18 protein-coding genes are annotated in these 18,652 nt (G+C 63.5%); 8 read left to right on the forward strand and 10 right to left on the reverse strand.

Annotated features, from left to right (window positions below; all coding sequences use genetic code 11):
* Nucleotides 1–377 precede the first annotated feature (377 nt).
* The 5 genes from PSEEN_RS11115 to PSEEN_RS11135 all read right to left on the reverse strand — a co-directional run bounded on the left by PSEEN_RS11115 (nucleotide 378) and on the right by PSEEN_RS11135 (nucleotide 3,818).
* Nucleotides 378–662, reverse strand: coding sequence for a hypothetical protein (locus PSEEN_RS11115; protein WP_044488008.1), 285 nt, complete (start codon nucleotides 660–662; stop codon nucleotides 378–380).
* Nucleotides 659–1,243 carry a DUF4225 domain-containing protein gene (locus tag PSEEN_RS11120; protein WP_158020240.1) on the reverse strand — a complete coding sequence of 195 codons (585 nt, stop codon included), beginning with the start codon at nucleotides 1,241–1,243 and terminating at the stop codon, nucleotides 659–661. The genes PSEEN_RS11115 and PSEEN_RS11120 overlap by 4 nt, the downstream gene beginning before the upstream one ends.
* A 125-nt stretch (nucleotides 1,244–1,368) precedes the next feature.
* Nucleotides 1,369–1,854, reverse strand: a complete 486-nt coding sequence (locus tag PSEEN_RS11125) for an Hcp family type VI secretion system effector (protein WP_011533600.1) — start codon at nucleotides 1,852–1,854, stop codon at nucleotides 1,369–1,371.
* Between the two features lie 221 nt (nucleotides 1,855–2,075).
* The gene (locus tag PSEEN_RS11130; RefSeq protein ID WP_011533601.1) at nucleotides 2,076–2,279 is read right to left on the reverse strand and encodes a hypothetical protein; all 204 of its coding nucleotides are present in this window, start codon (nucleotides 2,277–2,279) and stop codon (nucleotides 2,076–2,078) included.
* A 114-nt stretch (nucleotides 2,280–2,393) separates the two neighbouring features.
* Nucleotides 2,394–3,818: an aminotransferase-like domain-containing protein gene (locus PSEEN_RS11135; protein ID WP_011533602.1), complete on the reverse strand. Its 1,425-nt coding sequence runs from the start codon at nucleotides 3,816–3,818 to the stop codon at nucleotides 2,394–2,396.
* Between the two features lie 432 nt (nucleotides 3,819–4,250).
* Here PSEEN_RS11135 and PSEEN_RS11140 point away from each other — a divergent pair, with 432 nt between their 5' ends.
* On the forward strand, nucleotides 4,251–5,660 hold the full coding sequence (locus tag PSEEN_RS11140; RefSeq protein ID WP_044488010.1) for an amino acid permease: 1,410 nt from the start codon (nucleotides 4,251–4,253) through the stop codon (nucleotides 5,658–5,660).
* A 115-nt stretch (nucleotides 5,661–5,775) separates the two neighbouring features.
* Nucleotides 5,776–6,552: a trans-aconitate 2-methyltransferase gene (gene tam, locus PSEEN_RS11145; RefSeq protein WP_011533604.1), complete on the forward strand. Its 777-nt coding sequence runs from the start codon at nucleotides 5,776–5,778 to the stop codon at nucleotides 6,550–6,552.
* Here the strand turns inward: tam and PSEEN_RS11150 are convergent.
* From PSEEN_RS11150 to PSEEN_RS11155, 3 genes are all read right to left on the reverse strand, one after another.
* Entirely contained in the window at nucleotides 6,529–6,903 is a 375-nt protein-coding gene (locus PSEEN_RS11150) for a DUF2784 domain-containing protein (protein WP_011533605.1), read from the reverse strand. The two genes, tam and PSEEN_RS11150, sit on opposite strands and share 24 nt — an antisense overlap.
* Before the next feature lie 505 nt (nucleotides 6,904–7,408).
* Nucleotides 7,409–7,666, reverse strand: coding sequence for a hypothetical protein (locus tag PSEEN_RS26620; protein WP_158020241.1), 258 nt, complete (start codon nucleotides 7,664–7,666; stop codon nucleotides 7,409–7,411).
* A gap of 285 nt (nucleotides 7,667–7,951) precedes the next feature.
* On the reverse strand, nucleotides 7,952–8,821 hold the full coding sequence (locus PSEEN_RS11155) for a LysR substrate-binding domain-containing protein (RefSeq protein WP_011533607.1): 870 nt from the start codon (nucleotides 8,819–8,821) through the stop codon (nucleotides 7,952–7,954).
* Nucleotides 8,822–9,085: 264 nt separating this feature from the next.
* Between PSEEN_RS11155 and PSEEN_RS11160 the strand changes: the two genes are divergently transcribed.
* Both PSEEN_RS11160 and PSEEN_RS11165 read left to right on the forward strand, forming a co-directional pair.
* Nucleotides 9,086–10,402, forward strand: coding sequence for an MFS transporter (locus tag PSEEN_RS11160; protein WP_011533608.1), 1,317 nt, complete (start codon nucleotides 9,086–9,088; stop codon nucleotides 10,400–10,402).
* Between the two features lie 14 nt (nucleotides 10,403–10,416).
* Nucleotides 10,417–11,808, forward strand: coding sequence for an FAD-dependent oxidoreductase (locus tag PSEEN_RS11165; RefSeq protein WP_011533609.1), 1,392 nt, complete (start codon nucleotides 10,417–10,419; stop codon nucleotides 11,806–11,808).
* A gap of 8 nt (nucleotides 11,809–11,816) precedes the next feature.
* Here PSEEN_RS11165 and PSEEN_RS11170 read toward each other — a convergent pair whose 3' ends face one another.
* Together PSEEN_RS11170 and PSEEN_RS11175 are read right to left on the reverse strand one after the other, a co-directional pair.
* Nucleotides 11,817–13,103 (reverse strand): sensor histidine kinase, encoded by a 1,287-nt coding sequence (locus PSEEN_RS11170; protein WP_011533610.1) that lies wholly within the window; start codon nucleotides 13,101–13,103, stop codon nucleotides 11,817–11,819.
* A complete protein-coding gene (locus PSEEN_RS11175; RefSeq protein WP_011533611.1) occupies nucleotides 13,100–13,840 on the reverse strand; it encodes a response regulator in 741 nt (246 codons plus the stop codon). The genes PSEEN_RS11170 and PSEEN_RS11175 overlap by 4 nt, the downstream gene beginning before the upstream one ends.
* 219 nt (nucleotides 13,841–14,059) lie before the next feature.
* Between PSEEN_RS11175 and PSEEN_RS11180 the strand changes: the two genes are divergently transcribed.
* The 4 genes from PSEEN_RS11180 to PSEEN_RS11195 all read left to right on the forward strand — a co-directional run bounded on the left by PSEEN_RS11180 (nucleotide 14,060) and on the right by PSEEN_RS11195 (nucleotide 18,599).
* Complete coding sequence (locus PSEEN_RS11180; RefSeq protein ID WP_011533612.1) at nucleotides 14,060–14,329, forward strand: DUF2790 domain-containing protein; 270 nt, start codon at nucleotides 14,060–14,062, stop codon at nucleotides 14,327–14,329.
* A 15-nt stretch (nucleotides 14,330–14,344) separates the two neighbouring features.
* On the forward strand, nucleotides 14,345–14,902 hold the full coding sequence (locus PSEEN_RS11185) for a thioredoxin family protein (protein ID WP_011533613.1): 558 nt from the start codon (nucleotides 14,345–14,347) through the stop codon (nucleotides 14,900–14,902).
* A 136-nt stretch (nucleotides 14,903–15,038) separates the two neighbouring features.
* The gene (locus PSEEN_RS11190; protein WP_011533614.1) at nucleotides 15,039–15,917 is read left to right on the forward strand and encodes a DMT family transporter; all 879 of its coding nucleotides are present in this window, start codon (nucleotides 15,039–15,041) and stop codon (nucleotides 15,915–15,917) included.
* Between the two features lie 357 nt (nucleotides 15,918–16,274).
* On the forward strand, nucleotides 16,275–18,599 hold the full coding sequence (locus PSEEN_RS11195; protein WP_011533616.1) for an FdhF/YdeP family oxidoreductase: 2,325 nt from the start codon (nucleotides 16,275–16,277) through the stop codon (nucleotides 18,597–18,599).
* Nucleotides 18,600–18,652: the final 53 nt, after the last annotated feature.

Raw genomic sequence — 18,652 nt, forward strand, 5'->3', positions numbered from 1 at the left:
GGGTCGCTGAAGGATGGGAATTAATGTCAAATGAAATGTTATCTTATATCTTTTTCTGAGCGCCTGGATAGAGGTAGGAGCCGGCCTTGCCGGCGAAAGGGCCACCCCCGGCGACCTCTATTCCAACTTCTGGCGCAAGGCCTCGATAAACGCCCCTTCCACCCGGCTCATGCGCTGGTTCCGCTCCACAACAGGTGAATATCCACATCGGCAATCTCAAATATACTCACTTCTTGAACTCTGCTTTGAACTGGCATGTGGTCGCACCCTTATCGGTTGCCAAGTAGGCCAGTGCCCCTCCCGCTCGGTATAAATCGCTTCGAGACCTCCTGATAGCCTTTCCTGACCGGCCCTCTACACATGGCCAAAACTTGGGATCAGTCAACGCTTCGCGAGGTCATAGCCCAAATATGGAAAAGAAACATTGTCACAGTAAGGAAAACCACGAGCCAGAAACCAAAATCAGTTATCGAATTGTAGGGAAATTGGATAAGCCCCTCCCCACCCAATATTTCAATATAAACGCCACCCATAAAACCGTGGAACAATAACGACCCTAAAAACTGCAAAAATCCATCCATATCCTTAAAAGCGAATCTATTCAGAAGCAAGCTAATTGCGACATCACACATCGAAAAAAGCCCCAGAAGAAGCAGCTTCATTTCCTGTACTCATCCACCCATTGTTTGATTGTCAGACCAGATGTGGAAAGCTCGACTGCAAGCCCTCCCTTACCTAGCTGTTTTATTTTTCGTTCTTTGTCAGCATCCATATATCGATATAGCCGCCATGCATCTCGCCTTGGAACCTTTCGCCACATCGCCCGCCCCGACAGGAAAAGATCCGCCGTGTAGTACGCGAGATTCCCATCCCGCTCGCTATACCCCAGGCTCTTAGCTGCATCCTGATAGAGCTCCCTCACAGGTCCGACCACATCGGTTCGACCTTCGTAGAGACCCCGGGCATTTTCGTAGAGGTTATTACCTCCATGCATGATCAACGGCGCCCCGTGAATCGCGCATGTGGAACCAAAACTCCCTATGCAGTTCCCTAAGCCAGTAGCCAGTTGCGAGGCACCGCCAGCCATGCCGCCCAACTGGGTAAATATCCGCGACGCTTGCGAATAAAGACTTTTCTTCTCGGCCAGAATCCGCTCAAGTCCTTGCTCCGGGCTGATCCGTCGCTCATACACATCATCCATCACCCGCCGCGCGTAATAAGCCAGTTCCCGATTGAACTGCATCCGCGACCGCCGATCGCTCAGGTATTTGGCACTGACCCCACAGCCATAACTGATCAACCGAGACGCCGCCGCATTCACCTCCCAATACGCCTCATCTAGCCGCCCACCCTATTCTTCGCGCTGGCTCATAGCTGCTCCCCCCAGATGGCGTACCCGGTAGTACCGGCAGCGTGATGAATCCAGCTGATGGCTCGATAGCTGATAAGCAGCCGCTCCTCGGCATCCTGGTCGGTCAAGAGCGTCGCGTGGGGTACGTCCAGCTCCTGGCTGACGACCACCGCACCCTCCAGCCTTACGGAGAAGTACTTTTCCCGATGGCCCGCCGGATGAATGCGGTACAGCTGGATATCGCAGTCGATCACTTCCCGGCTGTCCACGGCCTGGGCCAGCAAGGGTGTGGCCTTGTCGATGTGCTTGTTGATCACTACGGGCTGATGCACAGCACGTTGGTTGGTATCAGGGGTGGCAATAGCGTGATTGAAGGACAGCACCGTTATTTCGTCCTGGTGCATAAGCTGGCATTTGTTGCCAATGGATGGCTGGGTATTGCACCCCGCCGAAATCAAGCCCTGCCGATTGCCTTTGATACTCATGTAGCCGTTGAACGCCATGGTCTGCTCTCCCTGTAGACAAGGGGTGCAGCCTACGAAAACGAGAACAGGTTGTATGCCAGACGCTTCCCAAATATTCACCGGGCGCGGAACGCTCTGTTTATTGCACCTAAGTGCTACAGGCTGTTAGCCATCGCACAAGCGTGCTAGGTGTACTTGAGTATGGGGTTTTCCTTGATTGTCAGAGCAAAGGGGCGCCATGCGCCCCACAGCGACCAGCGCTACTTGGCCCACCACTGGGCACCGCCCTTCGGCCAACTGATGCCACTGTACTTCAGGCGCACGAAGGGGTCGTTCGCCCAATTCATGCCAATGTCAGTAAAGGCATCGCCACCCGAGACGAGTTCCAGATCGGCCTCGCTCAGCACCTGAGGGGCGCTGCTGGCAGTGGTCTTTTCCGTTTCCGCAGTCTTGAACGTGAACATGGGGTTTCTCCTTGATTGTCAGCGCGCGGTGCTCCTGCACAACGCAGTGACAATCTAGGTGGGCACCTGCTTTTGTCTCAATAGCACGGGTGGGCTAGGTCAATACGGCTATTGTCACAGCGCGCCGCGGCGCACGTGTTTGACCAGCACCTTCTCCAGCAACTCCCACATCGCAGGGTCGGCACTGAACGCCACGTTGAAGCGCATCCACCCGGTCGCCTTGGCATCGACCATGAACAACTGCCCGGGGCCGAGCATGATGCCTTTTTCCATGGCGTCATCGAGCAGCGCCGCACTGTCCGGAATCGCCGGATGGCGGGTCCAGATGTACATGCCCTCGTCCGACTCGATGAACAACTCGAACCCCAGCCGATGCAGGTGCCGGCCCACTTCCTGGTGCGCCTCGGCCAGGCGCTGGCGCAGGCGCTTGAGGTGCTTGCGCCAGCGGCCGTCGATGATCGCGGCGTACACCACCCGCTCCATCACCTGCGAGGTGGTCAGGCCCGAGCGCATCTTCAGGTGCAGCAGTTGCTGGGTCAGCTCTGGGTTGGCCAGCAGGTAGCCAACCCGCACATTGGGCGAGATGCTCTTCGAATAGCTGCCGACGTAGACCACCTGTTGCAGGTGGTCCAGGCTCGCCAGGCACGGCAGCGGGTCGGCGATCATGTCGGCGTAGAGGTTGTTCTCCACCAGACGGAAACCGTGCTGGCTGGCCAGTTGCAGCAAGCGGTGCAACTGCGCCAGCGGGGTGCGCGAGCAGGTCGGACTGTGCAGGTGCGGCTGGGTGAAGAACGCGGTGGGGCGGTGGTGCGCCAGCAGGCGCTCGAGGTGGTCCAGATCGTAGCCGGCCGGTGTGCGTGGCACGCCGATCAGGGTGGCGCCCTGGGTGCGCAGGATGCTCATCAGGTTGGGGTAGCCGGGGTCGTCCACCAGCACCACGTCGCCCGGGCGCACCAGGGTGCGCACGGCCAGGTCCAGGGCCTGGCTGGCACCATGGGTGAGCATCAGTTGCGCCGGGTTGGCGACGATCGACAGTTCCTGCTGCAGGTTCTGCGCGGTCAGCGCGCGCAACTCCGGCAGCCCCATGGGGTCGCCGTAGCCGGACAGCTCCAGTGGGCTACCGGCCACTTGGCGCAAGCCGCGACGCAGGCCTTCCTCGTACATCCAGTCGTTGGGCAGCCAGCCGCAACCCGGTTTGAATGGCAACTGGCGGGTCTCGAAGATCTGCTGCAGGTACCACTCGGAATTGAAGGTGGGGCGCGTGGTGTCGGTCTCGACGTTGTGCTTGTCCAGCAGCTCGTTCGCCGCACGATTGACGAAGAAGCCTGCATTGCCCTTGCTCACCAGCAGCCCCTGGGCCACCAGGCGGTCATAAGCCTCGACCACGGTGAAGGTGCTCACCGAATAGGTGGAGGCGAACGCCCGGATCGATGGCACCTTCGCGCCAGGCTTGAGGGTCTGGTCGTCGATCAGCGTGCGCAGCCCGTCGATGATCTGGTTGACCAGCGGTGTGGAGGAGTCCGGATGTAGCTGGAGCATTCGGGGGCCTTCAGGTGTGCGGGACGCCAGGCGCCTGCGGGGGTATCGCGGGTGTATTGCATCGGCGGCCTGTACAGTGCAGTGCGTTTTTCATGCCGCTGTGCATGGCTCAATGTGTTCGACATTTTTACATTACGTGTCAGATATAGCCAACACAGCACGTATCAGCGCCATGAATAATCACAACATCGCTGCTTTGCCGTCGGGGACCGCCCCGCACCTTCTTTCCGCGTGGCCGGACACCCAGCGTCCGTCCCCCGCATGGTTCAGTTCGTCCAGAGGGTTGCCTCTGGCCGCGTAAGCAGGCCGCCACGGATGGCCTGCGTGTGCACCGCACACCTCCCTGCCCGCACTGATGTACAGGTGAGACCGATGACCATCGGGGTTTCACAGTTTTTCCTTGGATAAAAAGAAGCACGGGGTATTTAACTGATGGAAGCTACATCCACATCCACCACCGCGAAGGACGGGCACGAGAGCAAGCTCAGTGCCTCGTTGAAGTCGCGCCACCTGACGATGATGTCGATCGCCGGGGTGATCGGCGGCGCCTTGTTCGTCGGTTCCGGCAGCGTGATCCACAGTGCCGGCCCGGCCGCCGTCCTGGCGTACCTGGCCGGCGGCATCCTGGTGGTGCTGATCATGCGCATGCTGGGCGAGATGGCGACGTCCTCGCCGGACACCGGCTCGTTCTCCACCTACGCCGACCGCGCCATCGGGCGCTGGGCCGGTTTCACCATCGGCTGGCTGTACTGGTGGTACTGGGTGATCCTGATGGCCTGGGAGGCCTATGTCGCCGGCAAGATCCTGCATGGTTTCTTCCCCGACGTCAGCGTCAACGTGTTCGTGCTGGCCACCACGCTGCTGCTGATCACCGTCAACTTCTTCAACGTCAAGCACTACGGCGAGTTCGAATTCTGGTTCGCGCTGATCAAGGTGGTGGCGATCGTCTGCTTCCTGGTGGTGTGTACCGCGGCGGTGATGAACGTCTGGCAGTTCGGTGAAGTGCGCGGCATCAGCCACCTGACCGCTGAAGGCTTCATGCCCAACGGCATCACCACGGTGATCGGTGCGCTGCTGGGGGTGATGTTCGCCTTCCTGGGGGCTGAGATCGTCACCATCGCCGCCTCCGAAGCCAAGGACCCGGCCACCCAGATCGTCAAGGCCACCAACTCGGTGGTGTGGCGTGTGTGCCTGTTCTACGTGGGCTCGATCTTCCTGATCGTCTGCCTGGTGCCGTGGAACGACCCGCAACTGGGTGTCTCCGGTTACGGCGCCTACCGCCGCACCCTGGAGCTGCTGGGCGTGCCCTATGCCGAGCTGCTGATGAACTTCGTGGTGCTGACCTCGGTGAGCAGTTGCCTGATTTCCGGCCACTACACCGCTTCGCGCATGCTGTTCTCCCTGGCCCAGCGTGGCGACGCGCCGCGCCTGTTCAAGTTCACCCGCACCGGCACCGGTGTGCCGGTGAACGCGATCATCGGCTCGTGCCTGGTGGCGGTGTTCTGCGCGCTGATCAACTTCAGCGACACCCTGCGCCCGAAGGACGTGCTGGAGACCCTGATGAACACCACCGGCATGATCGCCCTGCTGGTGTACCTGGTGATCGCCTTCTCGCAACTGCGCATGCGCCGCAAGCTGATCGCCGAGGGCAAGGAAGTGCGCCTGAAGATGTGGTTGTTCCCCTGGCTGACCTACCTGGTGATCGTGTTCATCGTGGCTGCCCTGGTGACCATGGCCTTCATGCCTGACTACCAGATCCTGGTGATCTCCACCGGCATCGCCGCTGCCATCGTGGTGGCCATGGGCGTGGTGCACCAGATCCGTAGCGCCAAGCGTCACTAAGCGCCAGGCGTTGCATGAAACGGCCGGCTACCTCTCAGGGGAGCCGGCCGTTTTCGTTCGTTGTGGTGGCGACTTGGCTTATGCTGCACGCATCTGCCATCGAAGGAGCCCGCCCATGGCCTGGTCCGCCACCCAGTATTCACGCTTCGAAGATGAACGTACTCGCGCCGTGCGCGACCTGCTCGCCGCGGTACCGCCGCGTCCGGTTCGCCATGCCACCGACCTGGGCTGCGGCCCGGGCAACTCCACCGAAGTGCTGTTGCAGCGTCACCCCGATGCCCAGGTAACCGCGCTGGACAGCGACCCGGACATGATCGACAAGGCCCGGCAACGCCCGCGCCTGAGCGTGCCGAGGGTGCGCTGTGAAATTGCCGATATCGGCAGTTGGGTTGCCCAGGAGCCACAGGACCTGATCCTCGCCAATGCTTCGCTGCAGTGGCTGCCGGAGCATGGCAGCCTCTACCCGCACTTGGTGCGGCAGTTGAGCGAAGGAGCCAGCCTGGCCGTACAGACGCCCGACAACCTTGACGAACCTGCTCACCGCCAGCTGCGCGAGATTGCCAGCCGTGGGCCGTGGGCCGACAAGTTCGCCGACTTCAGCCTGCCGCCCCGGCATGGCGCGGCGTTCTATTACGATCTGCTCAGCCCGTTGTGCGCGCGGGTGGATGTGTGGCGCACCACTTACCACCACCCATTGATGGGGGGGGCGGAGGCGGTCGTCGAGTGGTTCAAGGGTTCGGCGTTGCGGCCGTACCTGGCCAGGCTGGATGAGCAGGAGCAGGCGGACTTCCTGCAGTTGTACCTGCAAGCCATGCAGCATGACTATCCGCCGGCCACCGATGGCAAGGTGTTGTTGCCGTTTCCGCGGTTATTCGTGGTGGCGACGCGCTAGGCGCCAGAGCACATAACCGTAGATGCCGATGTTGAGTAGCAGGACGAAGGTGCCGAGCCATAGCTGGATCTGTGGCGTGAGCCCGGTTGGGTAGATCACTGGCCAGATGTAGTGTTCGACGAATCCCCCGGGGTAACCGCTGTCGCCGGCAGCGGCGCGCAGGCGGTTCTCCCAGGCGGTGAGCGGGCACTCAAGATGCAGGCCCTCCACCGCCAGGCCCCAGGCGAGGGCGGGCAGGTGGATGAACAGGGCACGGCGGTGCTTGAGCGCCAGCAGGCCGCCGAACAGGACCAGCAGGATGAAGGACAGGTGGAACAGGACCAGGGTGTCGGCGGCTAGGCGGTAGAGCATAGGAGGGGCCTTGAGGCAATCGGGTATGTTTGGGGTGGATTGTGTTTGAGATTCTGAGTCGTTAGTTGGTTTTTGTGTTTGTGGGCATATCCATTTGCTAGGTAGACGCAGAGTCACCTTTCCGCCCTTACGGCGGCCTACTTTGGTCTTGGCCAAAGTAGGCAAAGCCGCTCGCTCCATCATACGGCCCCTACGCTACGCTTCGGGGTCCCTTCGCTCCGGCGCCTTCCGGGCCCGCGCGGCCTACGACTTGCTGCGCAAGTCTACATCTCGCGCCTTCGGCTACGCCGAAGGGTGCTGCGCACCTGGCCCTCCAGACGCCTGCGCTCAGCCTCCTGAAGTCGCGAAGTTACGGGTGGCGCCTAGGCAGGCGCAGCTGTCGCTAGTCGGTTATTCGTGGCCTTGAGTACGCATTCGCCGGCAAAGCCGGCTCCTACAGGAGAGTGCACGCCGCACCACTGTAGGAGCCGGCTTTGCCGGCGAACCAATGGCACAAACACCCCATTCATTGCAGCATTACGTAGCTATCAAGCTCTTTGCTCTTTGCTCTTTGCTCTTTGCTCTTTGCTCTTTGCTCTTTGCTCTTTGCTCTTTGCTCTTTGCTCTTTGCTCTTTGCTCTTTGCTCTTTGCTCTTTGCTCTTTGCTTCTGCGAGCGCGCAGCGCCTCGCCCGGCTTTTGATCTTGGTGCGCGATAGTCCAGGCGCCGCCAAATGCGACTTCAGGAGGCCGAGCGGAGTTCTTGCGTAGTGGGGCGACGGCCATGGATGGCCGTCGAGCGCTGCGCCCCAGGATGGGGCGTTCAGCGCGGTACCCACGGGAGCAAGAACGGAGCGAGGGGACCCCGGAGCGAAGCGCAGGGGCCGTATGATGGAGCAGGCGGCTTTGCCTACTTTGGCCAAGACCAAAGTAGGCCGCCGTAAGGGCGGAAAGGTGAATCAGCGTCTCCATCGCCAATGGATATGCTCACAAACCTCCAAACCCACACTCTGAAAGCCGAAGCCGAAGCCGAAGCCGAAGCCGAAGCCGAAGCCGAAGCCAAAGCCAAAATCAAAGCCCCTCCCGCACCATCTCCAGAAACGTAGCCACCACCCGCCGCGTCCGCTGCTCGCTCAGGCACACCAGCGTCTCGGTCAGATGCCGCTGGCAATCGACAATCGGCAAGGCACAGACCCGGGCATCGGCCCCGAACTCCGCCGCCGACACCACCCCCACGCCAATCCCCACCACCACAGCCTCGCGTGCCGCCTCCCGGCCTTCCACCTGGATCGCCGGGCGAATGCGCAACCCGGCCCGCTGCATTTCCTCTTCCAGCGTCTGGCGCGTCACCGACCCCGGCTCGCGCAGCACCAGCGGCGTGTCGTCCAGGTCCGCCAGGCTGATCTCGCCACGGCTGGCCCACGGATGCTGATGCGAAACGAACGCCACCATCGGGTCCCGACGCATCGGCACGCAATACAGGCGCTCGTCATCGACATCACGCCCGAGCAGGGCAAGGTCGGCCTGGTAGCTGAACAGCCGGGCCAGCGACTCGTCGGTGTTGCCGGTCTCGATCTTCACCTGGATGCCCGGGTAGCGCTGGCAGAACCGCGCGATCTGCGGCAGCACGTGCACAGGGGCATCCACCGCCAGCACCAGGCTGCCGGTGTGCAGCGCACGGGAGTCCTGCAGCAGTTCGACGGCCTCCGCCTCGCAGGCGAACAGGCGCTGGGTCACCCCCAGCAGGCGCTCGCCCAGGTCGGTCAGTTGCACCGAGCGCTTGTTGCGATGGAACAGCAGCACCCCGAAGCGCTCCTCCAGCTTGCGCACCTGGTCGGACACCGCCGGCTGGGTGAGGAACAGCCGCTCGGCCGCGCGGGTGAAGCTGCCCTGTTCGGCGACGGCGTGAAAGGCCTTGAGTTGAGCATGGGAGACCGACATCGAGCACTCCTGTTACAAGCTGGGCTTATGAGTGAAATACGATAAATCGATTTTATTTATCAATCTGCACCTGTTTCCATATCTTTCAACCCCGGACCCGCCGCCACAAGCGGCACTCAAGGGCCATGGCCTCGCCCTGGTCACGCCAGACCACCGAGCCATCTGACCAGGTGACGTCCCTCCGTCACGCAGTGCGCAACACAACAACAAGACAGGCGTTTCTTCACATTCTGCCGGCACACTCAAGCAAGAGGTCAGATCCACATGAACCAATCCCTGGGCGCCATCAAGCGGTGGCGCATGCAGATCTTCGCGATCACCTGGCTGGCCTACGCCGCCTTCTACTTCACCCGCAAGGCCTTCTCGGTCGCCAAGCTTGGCATCGCTGAAGACCCGACGTTCATGCTCGACAAGGCTGCCATGGCCAACCTCGATGCGATCTACCTGGCCGCCTATGCCGTGGGCCAGTTCACCTGGGGCATGCTCGCCGACCGTTTCGGGCCGCGGGTGGTGGTGCTGGGTGGCTTGTTGATCTCGGCCATCGCCGCGGTGGTGATGGGCAGCTACGCGACCTTCCCGATTTTCGCCACCTGCATGCTTGTGCAAGGCCTGGCGCAGTCCACCGGTTGGGCGGGGCTATGCAAGAACATCGGCAGTTTCTTCCCCGCTTCGCAGCGTGGGCGGGTGCTCGGGTTGTGGAGTTCGTGCTACGCCTTCGGTGGGCTGGTCGCTTCGCCGTTCGCCGGCTGGTGGGCCTACACCCTGGTCGGCACCTGGCATGCGGCGTTCTTCTCCAGCGCTGCGGTGGTGGCCGGCGTGGCGGTGCTGTTCTTCATCTTCCAACGCAACAAGCCTGAGGATGTCGGCTTGCCGGCAGTGGAGCCGGAGCCCCAGAGCATGGCCCCGGGCGCGAACCTGTGCAGCGTCTGGGCGCCACTGCGCGAGATCCTGCGCAACCGCACGGTGCTCACCCTGGGGCTGGCCTACTTCATGCTCAAGCCCGCACGCTACGCCATCCTGCTCTGGGGGCCAGTAATCGTCTTCGAACAGATGCCCACGGTGGGCAAGGTGGGCGCGGCGATCATCCCCACCGCCTTCGAGCTGGCCGGGTTGCTCGGGCCGATCATCATCGGCCTGGCCTCGGACAAGCTGTTCGGCGCCCGGCGCATGCCGGCCTGCGTGATCAGCCTGGTGCTGCTGACCGTGACCCTGGCGGGCTTCATGGCGGCGATGCACAGCGGCAGCGTGGCGCTGGTGGTGGCCTTGCTGTTCGTCATGGGCCTGACCTTGTATGGCCCGGACTCGATGATCAGCGGCGCCGCGGCCATCGACTTCGGCACTGCCAAGGCCGGTGCCACGGCGGCCGGTTTCGTCAACGGCTGCGGCTCGGTGGGCGCGGTGCTCGGCGGCTTGCTGCCGGGCTACTTCGACAGCGTCACGGTGTTCATGATCTTCGCCGGCACCGCGCTGTTCTCCGCCCTGGTGCTGCTGCCGCACTGGAACAGCCGCCCGGCGACCGCCCCGCAGGCCAACGACGTGGCGCCCAACACCGGCATGGCGATCAAGCCACTGCGTACCTAGAGGAAAGCGAGTAGATGAGACCCTTCTGGCTGCAACAGGCCCTGGACCAGGAAGACGAAGCGCTGTGCCCGCCATTGCAAGGCGACGCCCGCTGCGATGTATGCATCGTCGGCGGTGGCTACACCGGGCTGTGGACGGCCCTGATGCTCAAGGAGCAGGTGCCGCAGCTCGACGTGCTGCTGGTCGAGGCGGACATCTGCGGCGCCGGGGCCAGTGGTCGCAATGGTGGCTGTGCGTTGTCCTGGTCGGCCAAGTACTTCACCCTCGAGCGCCTGTTCGGGGTGGCGGAGGCGATCCGCCTGGTGCGGGAGTCGGAGCGCAGCATCGAAGCCATCGGCGCGTTCTGCCAGGCCAATGGCATCCACTGCGACTACCGCATGGACGGCACCTTGTACACGGCCACCAACCAGGCCCAGGTCGGCGGAACCGATGCGGTGATCGCCGCGCTGGAGCAGAAGAGGATCAACTCGTTCCGGCGCTTGCCGCTGGAGCAGGTGCAGCGGGTGGCCGGTTCCAGCCGCCATCTCGAGGGCTGGTATTCACCGGCCGCGGCCACGGTGCAACCCGGGCGGCTGGTGCGTGGCCTGCGTCGAGTCGCCTTGCAGCGCGGCGTGCGCATTCATGAAGGCACGGCGATGACCGGGCTGGAGCATGGCGCGCCGGTGCAGGTGCGCACCCGGGGCGGAACCATTCGCGCCGACCGCGTGGTGCTGGGCCTCAATGCCTGGATGGCGCGGGCCTTCCCGCAGTTCGAGCGCAGCGTGGCGATCGTCTCCAGCGACATGGTGATCACCGAGCCGTGCCCGGAGCTGCTGCGCCAGATCGGCCTGGACAGCGGGGTCAGCGTGCTCGATTCGCGGATCTTCGTGCACTACTACCACAACACCTCCGATGGCCGGCTGATGTTGGGCAAGGGCGGCAACACCTTCGCCTATGGCGGGCGCATGCTGCCGGTGTTCGACCAGCCCTCGCCGTACCAGCCATTGCTGCGCGAGCGCCTGACAGACTTCTTCCCGGCGTTGGCCGACGTGCCCCTGGCGGCTAGCTGGAACGGCCCTTCGGATCGCTCGGTGACCGGCCTGCCGTTCTTCGGCCGGCTCGATGGGCAGGGCAACGTGTTCTATGGCTTCGGTTACTCCGGCAGCGGTGTCGGGCCGTGCCACATGGGCGGGCAGATCCTCGCGTCATTGGCACTGGGCCTGGACAATGACTGGACCCGCTCACCGCTGGTCAAGGGGCCGCTGGGGCAGTTCCCGCCGGAACCGATCCGCTACCTGGGGTCGTTGATGGTGCGCAACGCCATCCGGCGCAAGGAGCGGGCCGAAGACCACGGTGTGCGACCGCGCCGCCTGGACGTGCGGCTGGCGCGGTTCGCGGCGGCGGCGGGGAAGGCGGACAAGGGCTGAGCAGCGCTTCAGCGCAGCTCGATCTGCGCGCACAGCCCGCCCTCCAGGCGATTGCTCAGGGTCAGGTTGCCGCCCATGGACTGGGTCAGTTGCTGGGCGATCGCCAGCCCCAGCCCGGTGCCGCCGGTGCTGCGGTTGCGCGAGGCTTCGACGCGGTAGAACGGCTTGAGCACTTCGTCCAGCTCGTCAGCCGGGATGCCCGGGCCGTCATCGAGCACGCGGATCTGCGTCACCCCTTGTTCGTGGCGTACTTCCAGGTGTGCGGCACCCGCGAACTTCAAGGCGTTGTCCACCAGGTTCACCAGTACCCGGCGCAGGGCATGGGGGCGGGTTTCCAGGGTGGCCTGGGCGCTGCCCTGGCGGTCCACCTTGGCGCCGCTGTCCTGGTAGTCGAAGACCAGGCTGTCGAGGAAGGCGTCGAGGTTGACCCGGCAGGGCGCCTCGGTGCTGCTGTCCATGCTGCGGGCATAGGCCACGCCCTCGCGCACCAGGTGCTCCATGGCGTCGAGGTCGTGCGACAGTTTTTCCTTCTCCAACCCATCGTCCATCTGCTCCACCCGTAGCTTCATGCGGGTGATCGGGGTCTGCAGGTCGTGGGAGATGGCGGCCAGCAGTTGCATGCGCTCCTTGAGGTAGGCGGCGATGCGCGCCTGCAGGGCATTGAAGGCTACTGCGGCGTAGCGCACTTCACGCGGGCCGCTCTCGTCGAGCAGCGGCCCGGGGCTGTTCGGGTCGAGGTTGTCGACGGCCTGCACCAAGCGGGTCAGCGGCCCGATGGCCAGACGTACCGCAAGCCAGGTACACAGCAGCAACACCAGCAACTGGATCAGCAGCACCACCGGCAGCCAGGTGGCCACCGGAACCGGGGCAGGGGTGACATCGATGGTCAACGGTGCGCCATCGGCCAGGCGCAGGTGGGCCTGGAAGTGCGCGTTGGGGCCGGGAATTTCCTGGAACGTCAGGCGGTACTGGCCGCCGATGGCCTTGACGATCGACTCGGCGGCCATGGGTGGGTCGGCGCTGGGCATGGCCTGGCCCGGCAAGCCGCCATCGAGGCGGTAGCGGTAGGTACGCCGCTCCAGCCGCGTGAGCCAGGCCGGGCGCTCCGCGGCGGGCAGGCGGTCGAGAATGGCCACCGAGGTGGCGACGTCCATTTCCAGGTTGCTGAGCATCATCGAGCGGCTGCTGACGTAGCGCTCGTAGGCTTGCAGGCTGAACGACAGGCCGTAGGCCAGCACCAGGCCGGTGAAGAAGATCAGGGCCAGGCGCGAGGCCAGGGTACGTGGCCATTTCATACAGGCGACCCCAGCAGTTGCACCGCCAGGGAGAACACATAGCCCTCGCTGCGCACGGTCTTGATGCAGGTGGGTTCGCGGGCGTCATCACCCAGGCGCTGGCGCAGGCGGCTGACCAGCAGGTCGATGGAGCGGTCGAAGATGTCCGCCTCGCGGCCCTGGGTGAGGTTGAGCAGTTGTTCGCGGCTGAGCACCCGCTGCGGGTGGTCGAGGAACACCCGCAGCAGGCGGTACTCGGCGCCCGACAAGGCGACCAGGGTACCTTCGCTGTCGAGCAGGTGGCGCGCGGTGGTGTCCAGGCGCCAGGGGCCGAAGGCGATCAGCTGGCTGCTTTCGCTGATGGTGAGGTTGGGCGGCAGCATGCGGGTGCGGCGCAGCACGGCGTTGATCCGCGCCAGCAGTTCGCGGGCGGAGAAGGGCTTGGTGAGGTAGTCGTCGGCGCCCATTTCCAGGCCGATGATGCGGTCGGTCTCGTCATTGCGCGCGGTGAGCATCAGCACCGGCGTGTTGCGGTGCTTGCCGGCGCGCAGTTCGCGGCACAACAACAGGCCATCGTCGCCCGGCATCATGATGTCGAGGACGATCAGGTCGACCGTGTTGTTCTCCAGGAAGGCGCGCATCTGCCGGCCATCGGCGACGATGCTGGTGCGCAGGCCGTTCTTCTTCAGGTAGTTGCCGACCAGTTCGCGGATCTCGCGGTCGTCGTCGACGACCAGAATGTGATCGACGTGTTCCATCGGGCGGTGTCCTTGTACGTTGGGAGTGGGCGCAGTCTACCGAGGTGATTGCGGCTTGCCTGCCCCGGTTTGTATTGCAGTGTATCTGTTGTATCCGCTGATACAGGAGGAGGCACGGCAGCCCCTGGGCCGACACAAGCGCGATACCTGGCGGGCATCAAATGGCGCTACCGGGAAGCACAAGCCTTCCCCTCTTGAAGCCGCACAAGGAGACACACCATGAATGCCAAGACCTTCGCCAGTGCCAGCCTGTTCGCCCTGCTCAGCCTGGGCGCGTTCGCCGCACAGGCCGCCACCCAGCCAGCCCCGGAAGCCATGCCGTACCACTACGGGGAGCACCTGGACGTGAAGAAAGTGCTGTCGGTCCAGACCGACCCGAGCGTCAGTTGCGGGGTGGCCAACTCACGCATGAACTACCTCGACTCCCAGGGCCGCCAGCATGATCTGCAATACCTGACCTATGCCACCGATGGCTGCCACGAACACTGATCGGGAGCCTGGCCGATGACTTCGAAAACCGGCGGCGCCTGGCGCCGCCCAGGGCGTGTATTGCTGGCCGCCGTGGCGGTTACCTGCGCCCTTGGCGGCCTGGCCCTGGCGGTCCGGTCGCCTGCGCCCGACCTGGGGGCCATGCCGCCGTTGGCCGGTGCGCAGCAGTGGCTGAATTCACCACCGCTGGATGCCGCTGCGCTCAGGGGCAAGGTGGTGCTGGTCGACTTCTGGACCTATGACTGCATCAACTGCCGGCGCAGCCTGCCGCATGTCAATGACTGGGCCCGGCGCTACGCCGACCAGGGGCTGGTGGTCATCGGGGTGCATACACCGGAGTACGACTACGAGCACGATGTCGGCAACTTGCGCACGCAGGTCAAGCAATTGGGTATCGACTACCCGGTGGCGGTGGACAACGACTATCGCATCTGGAATGCCTGGGGTAATCAGTTCTGGCCCGCGCATTACTTCGTCGATCGCCGTGGCCAGGTCCGTCATGTGCATTTTGGCGAGGGGAACTATGCAGGCCAGGAACAGGTGATCCGGCAGTTGCTGGACGAACGGGAGTGACCCTGGCCCGGGGAAAGTGGTCGATCAGCGAACGGAATGTACCAACTGGAACATAAAGCTTTGTCCATCCCCGGGGTTCTCTTCTAGAATCCGCGCATGCCCAGGCGCCATGCCCGGGCCATCGCCCGAGAGCCCCATGAGTTCCAGTACGCCGCTGTCCGGAGTCAACCAGCCGCTGCGCGGCATCGCCCTGGTGGTGGTGGCCACCTTCCTGTTTGCCAGCCACGATGGGCTCTCGAAGTTCCTCGGTGGCGTGTACCCGATCATCATGGTGGTGTGGGCACGTTATGTGGTGCACACGTTGCTGATGGCCGGGATCTTCCTGCCCAAGGCGGGATTCGCCGTGCTGCGCACCCGCCGGCCGCTGCTGCAGACCCTGCGCGCACTCAGCCTGCTCAGTACCAGCCTGCTGTTCACCGCTGGCCTGCAGTATTTGCCCTTGGCGGAGGCGACCTCGGTCAACTTCCTCGCGCCGGTGCTGGTTACCGCGCTGTCGGTGCCCTTGCTCAAGGAGCGTGTCACGCTGGGACAGTGGGTGGCGGTGGTGATGGGGTTCATCGGCGTACTGGTGGTGGTTCACCCGGGGGGCGCGATGTTCACGCCGGCCATTTTGTTCCCGTTCGGTTCGGCGCTGGGGTTCTGCTTCTATCAGTTGCTCACGCGCAAGTTGGCGGCCCATGACAGCCCGACCACCAGCAACTTCTACGCGGGGTTGTGCAATACCTTGATCATGACGGCGCTGGTGCCGTTTTTCTGGCAGGTGCCGGCGTGGCCGCATGTGTTGTTGATGTTGGCGCTGGGCGGCTGCGGGATGACGGCGCACCTGCTGTTGACCCAGGCGTTCCGCCATGCAGCGCCCGCGTTGCTGGCACCGTTCAGTTACTGCCAGATCGTGTTTGCCGGGTTGCTCGGGGCGGTGGTGTTCGGGCAGGTGCCGGATGGGATGAGCCTGGTGGGGATTTCGGTCATTTGCCTGAGTGGGCTGGGCGCGGCCTGGATGCAACGACGCAGCTAGGGGGCGCGCATAGGGTCAGGGCCGTGCTGTCCCCGTAGGAGCCGGCTTGCCGGCGAACAGGCCTCGGTGATCAAGCCCTATTAAAACTCATGTAACTGCCGTGTTTGAAATTTGCCGAAACAGCAGGCTGTGAAGGACATATAACAATGTCCAATCATATTTGATGAACAGTTGATTGGTGTCATCTATCAAGCTGGCGTGATAGAGAGGGCCGATCATGTCGTCATAACTTTTGATTGGACGATCGTGTAGTGCATTCAATAGCCTGACAGGGTCGACAGTGTTGAAGTTGGTTATTCGGATAACTTGAAACTTCGCGCTGGTTATTTCGCATGATCGCGATCACGGGTGACCCTGATGAACGAAGAAGAACACATCAAAAGTTACAATAGCCCGGCCGCCGGCTGGGGTGCGCTCAAGAGCGTGACCAAGGCCTGGCTGGGCAGCGAGAACGCCGTCAAGAACATCCGCATGATGCTCAAGACCAACCAGGACAGCGGTTTCGACTGCCCCGGCTGTGCCTGGGGCGAGTCGCCCGAGAGCGGCATGGTCAAGTTCTGCGAAAACGGCGCCAAGGCGGTCAACTGGGAAGCCACCGGGCGCTCGGTGGATCCCACATTCTTTGCCAAGTACAGTGTCGCCGCACTGCTCGAGCAGAGTGACTACTGGCTTGAGTACCAGGGCCGGCTGACCCATCCGATGCGTTATGACAGTGCCACCGACCATTACGTCGAGATCAGTTGGGACGAAGCCTTCGCCCTGATCGCCCAGCACTTGAACCGCCTTGAGTCGCCCGACCAGGCCGATTTTTATACATCGGGTCGGGCCAGCAACGAAGCCGCCTTCCTTTATCAGTTGTTCGTGCGCACCTTCGGTACCAACAACTTCCCCGACTGCTCGAACATGTGCCACGAGGCCAGTGGCCTGGGCATGTCCAGCACCCTGGGCGTGGGCAAGGGCACCGTGGTGTTCCACGACCTGGAGCAGGCCGACGCGATCTTCGTCATCGGCCAGAACCCCGGCACCAACCACCCGCGCATGCTCGAACCGTTGCGTGAGGCGGTGGAGCGCGGTGCCCAGGTGGTGTGCTTCAACCCACTGAAGGAGCGTGGCCTGGAACGCTTCCAGCACCCACAGCACCCATTCGAGATGCTCAGCAACGGTTCCGAACCGACCAACACCGCCTACTTCCGCCCGGCCTTGGGTGGCGACATGGCGGTACTGCGCGGCATGGCCAAGTTCCTCTTGCAGTGGGAGCGCGAGGCCCAGGCCAACGGCATGCCGCCGGTTTTCGACCATGCCTTCATCAAGGCCCATACCGATGGCATGGGCGATTACCTGGCACAGGTCGACGCCACTTCCTGGGAACATATCGTCGAGCAGTCCGGCCTGAGCAAGGCCGAGATCGAGCTGGCCGCGCGCATGTACCGCAAGGCCGAGCGGGTGATCATGTGCTGGGCCATGGGCGTCACCCAGCACCGCCACTCGGTGCCGACTGTGCAGGAAATCGTCAACCTGCAGCTGCTGCGCGGCAACGTCGGCCGCCCGGGCGCCGGCCTGTCGCCGGTGCGTGGCCACAGCAACGTGCAGGGCGACCGTAGCATGGGCATCGACGAGAAACCGCCAACCTGGCTGCTCGACAACCTGCAGCGGCGTTTCGGCATCGAGGTGCCGCGCGGCCACGGGCACAACGCCGTGCTGGCGATCCAGGCCATGGAGGAGGGGCGCACCAAGGTGTTCGTCGCCCTGGGCGGCAACTTTGCCCAGGCCACCCCGGACACCCCGCGCACCCATGCGGCCCTGCGCAACTGCGAACTGACCGTGCACATCGCCACCAAGCTCAACCGTTCGCACCTGGTCACCGGCCGTGACGCGTTGATCCTGCCGTGCCTGGGGCGCACCGAGATCGATATCCAAGCCGAAGGCCCGCAGGGCGTCACCGTGGAGGACACCTTCAGCATGGTGCACATCTCCCACGGCCAACTGAAACCGCGCTCGCCGCACCTGCGTTCGGAGCCTGCGATCATCGCCGGCATGGCCAAGGCCACCCTGGGCAACCGGCCGATCGACTGGGACTGGGTGGTGGCCGACTATGGGCGCATCCGCGACCTGATCGCCGATACCATTCCCGGCTTCACCGACTTCAATGCGCGTCTGCACCACCCGGGTGGCTTCTATCTGGGCAACGCCGCCGCCGAGCGTGAGTGGAACACCGCCAGCGGCAAGGCGCAGTTCAGCGCCAGCCCATTGCCGGCGCAACTGGTCAACGAGGCGGTACTGGCCCGTGGCGACAAGCCCGACCTGATCCTGCAGACCTTGCGCTCCCACGACCAGTACAACACCACCCTCTACGGCCTGGACGACCGCTACCGTGGCGTGTTCGGCCTGCGCGAAGTGGTCTTCGCCAATGAGGCGGACATCCGTCGCCTGGGCTTCGCGCCGGGTGACAAGGTGGACATGGTGTCGCTGTGGGAGGACGGCCGCGAGCGGCGGGTCACGGGTTTCACCCTGGTGGCCTACGACATTCCCACGGGCCAGGCAGCCGCCTACTACCCGGAGACCAACCCGCTGGTGCCCCTGGAAAGCTACGGCGACCAGACCTTCACGCCCACCTCGAAGTTCGTCGCCATTCGCCTCGAGCCGGCGCAGCCGGATGCGTTGATCCACGCCGTCGCCGAATAACCCTCAACTTCCTTCATTCATCGACTGCGGGCCCTCGGGCGTGCGGCGCGCTG

The organism is Pseudomonas entomophila L48, assembly GCF_000026105.1.
Taxonomy (GTDB): domain Bacteria; phylum Pseudomonadota; class Gammaproteobacteria; order Pseudomonadales; family Pseudomonadaceae; genus Aquipseudomonas; species Aquipseudomonas entomophila.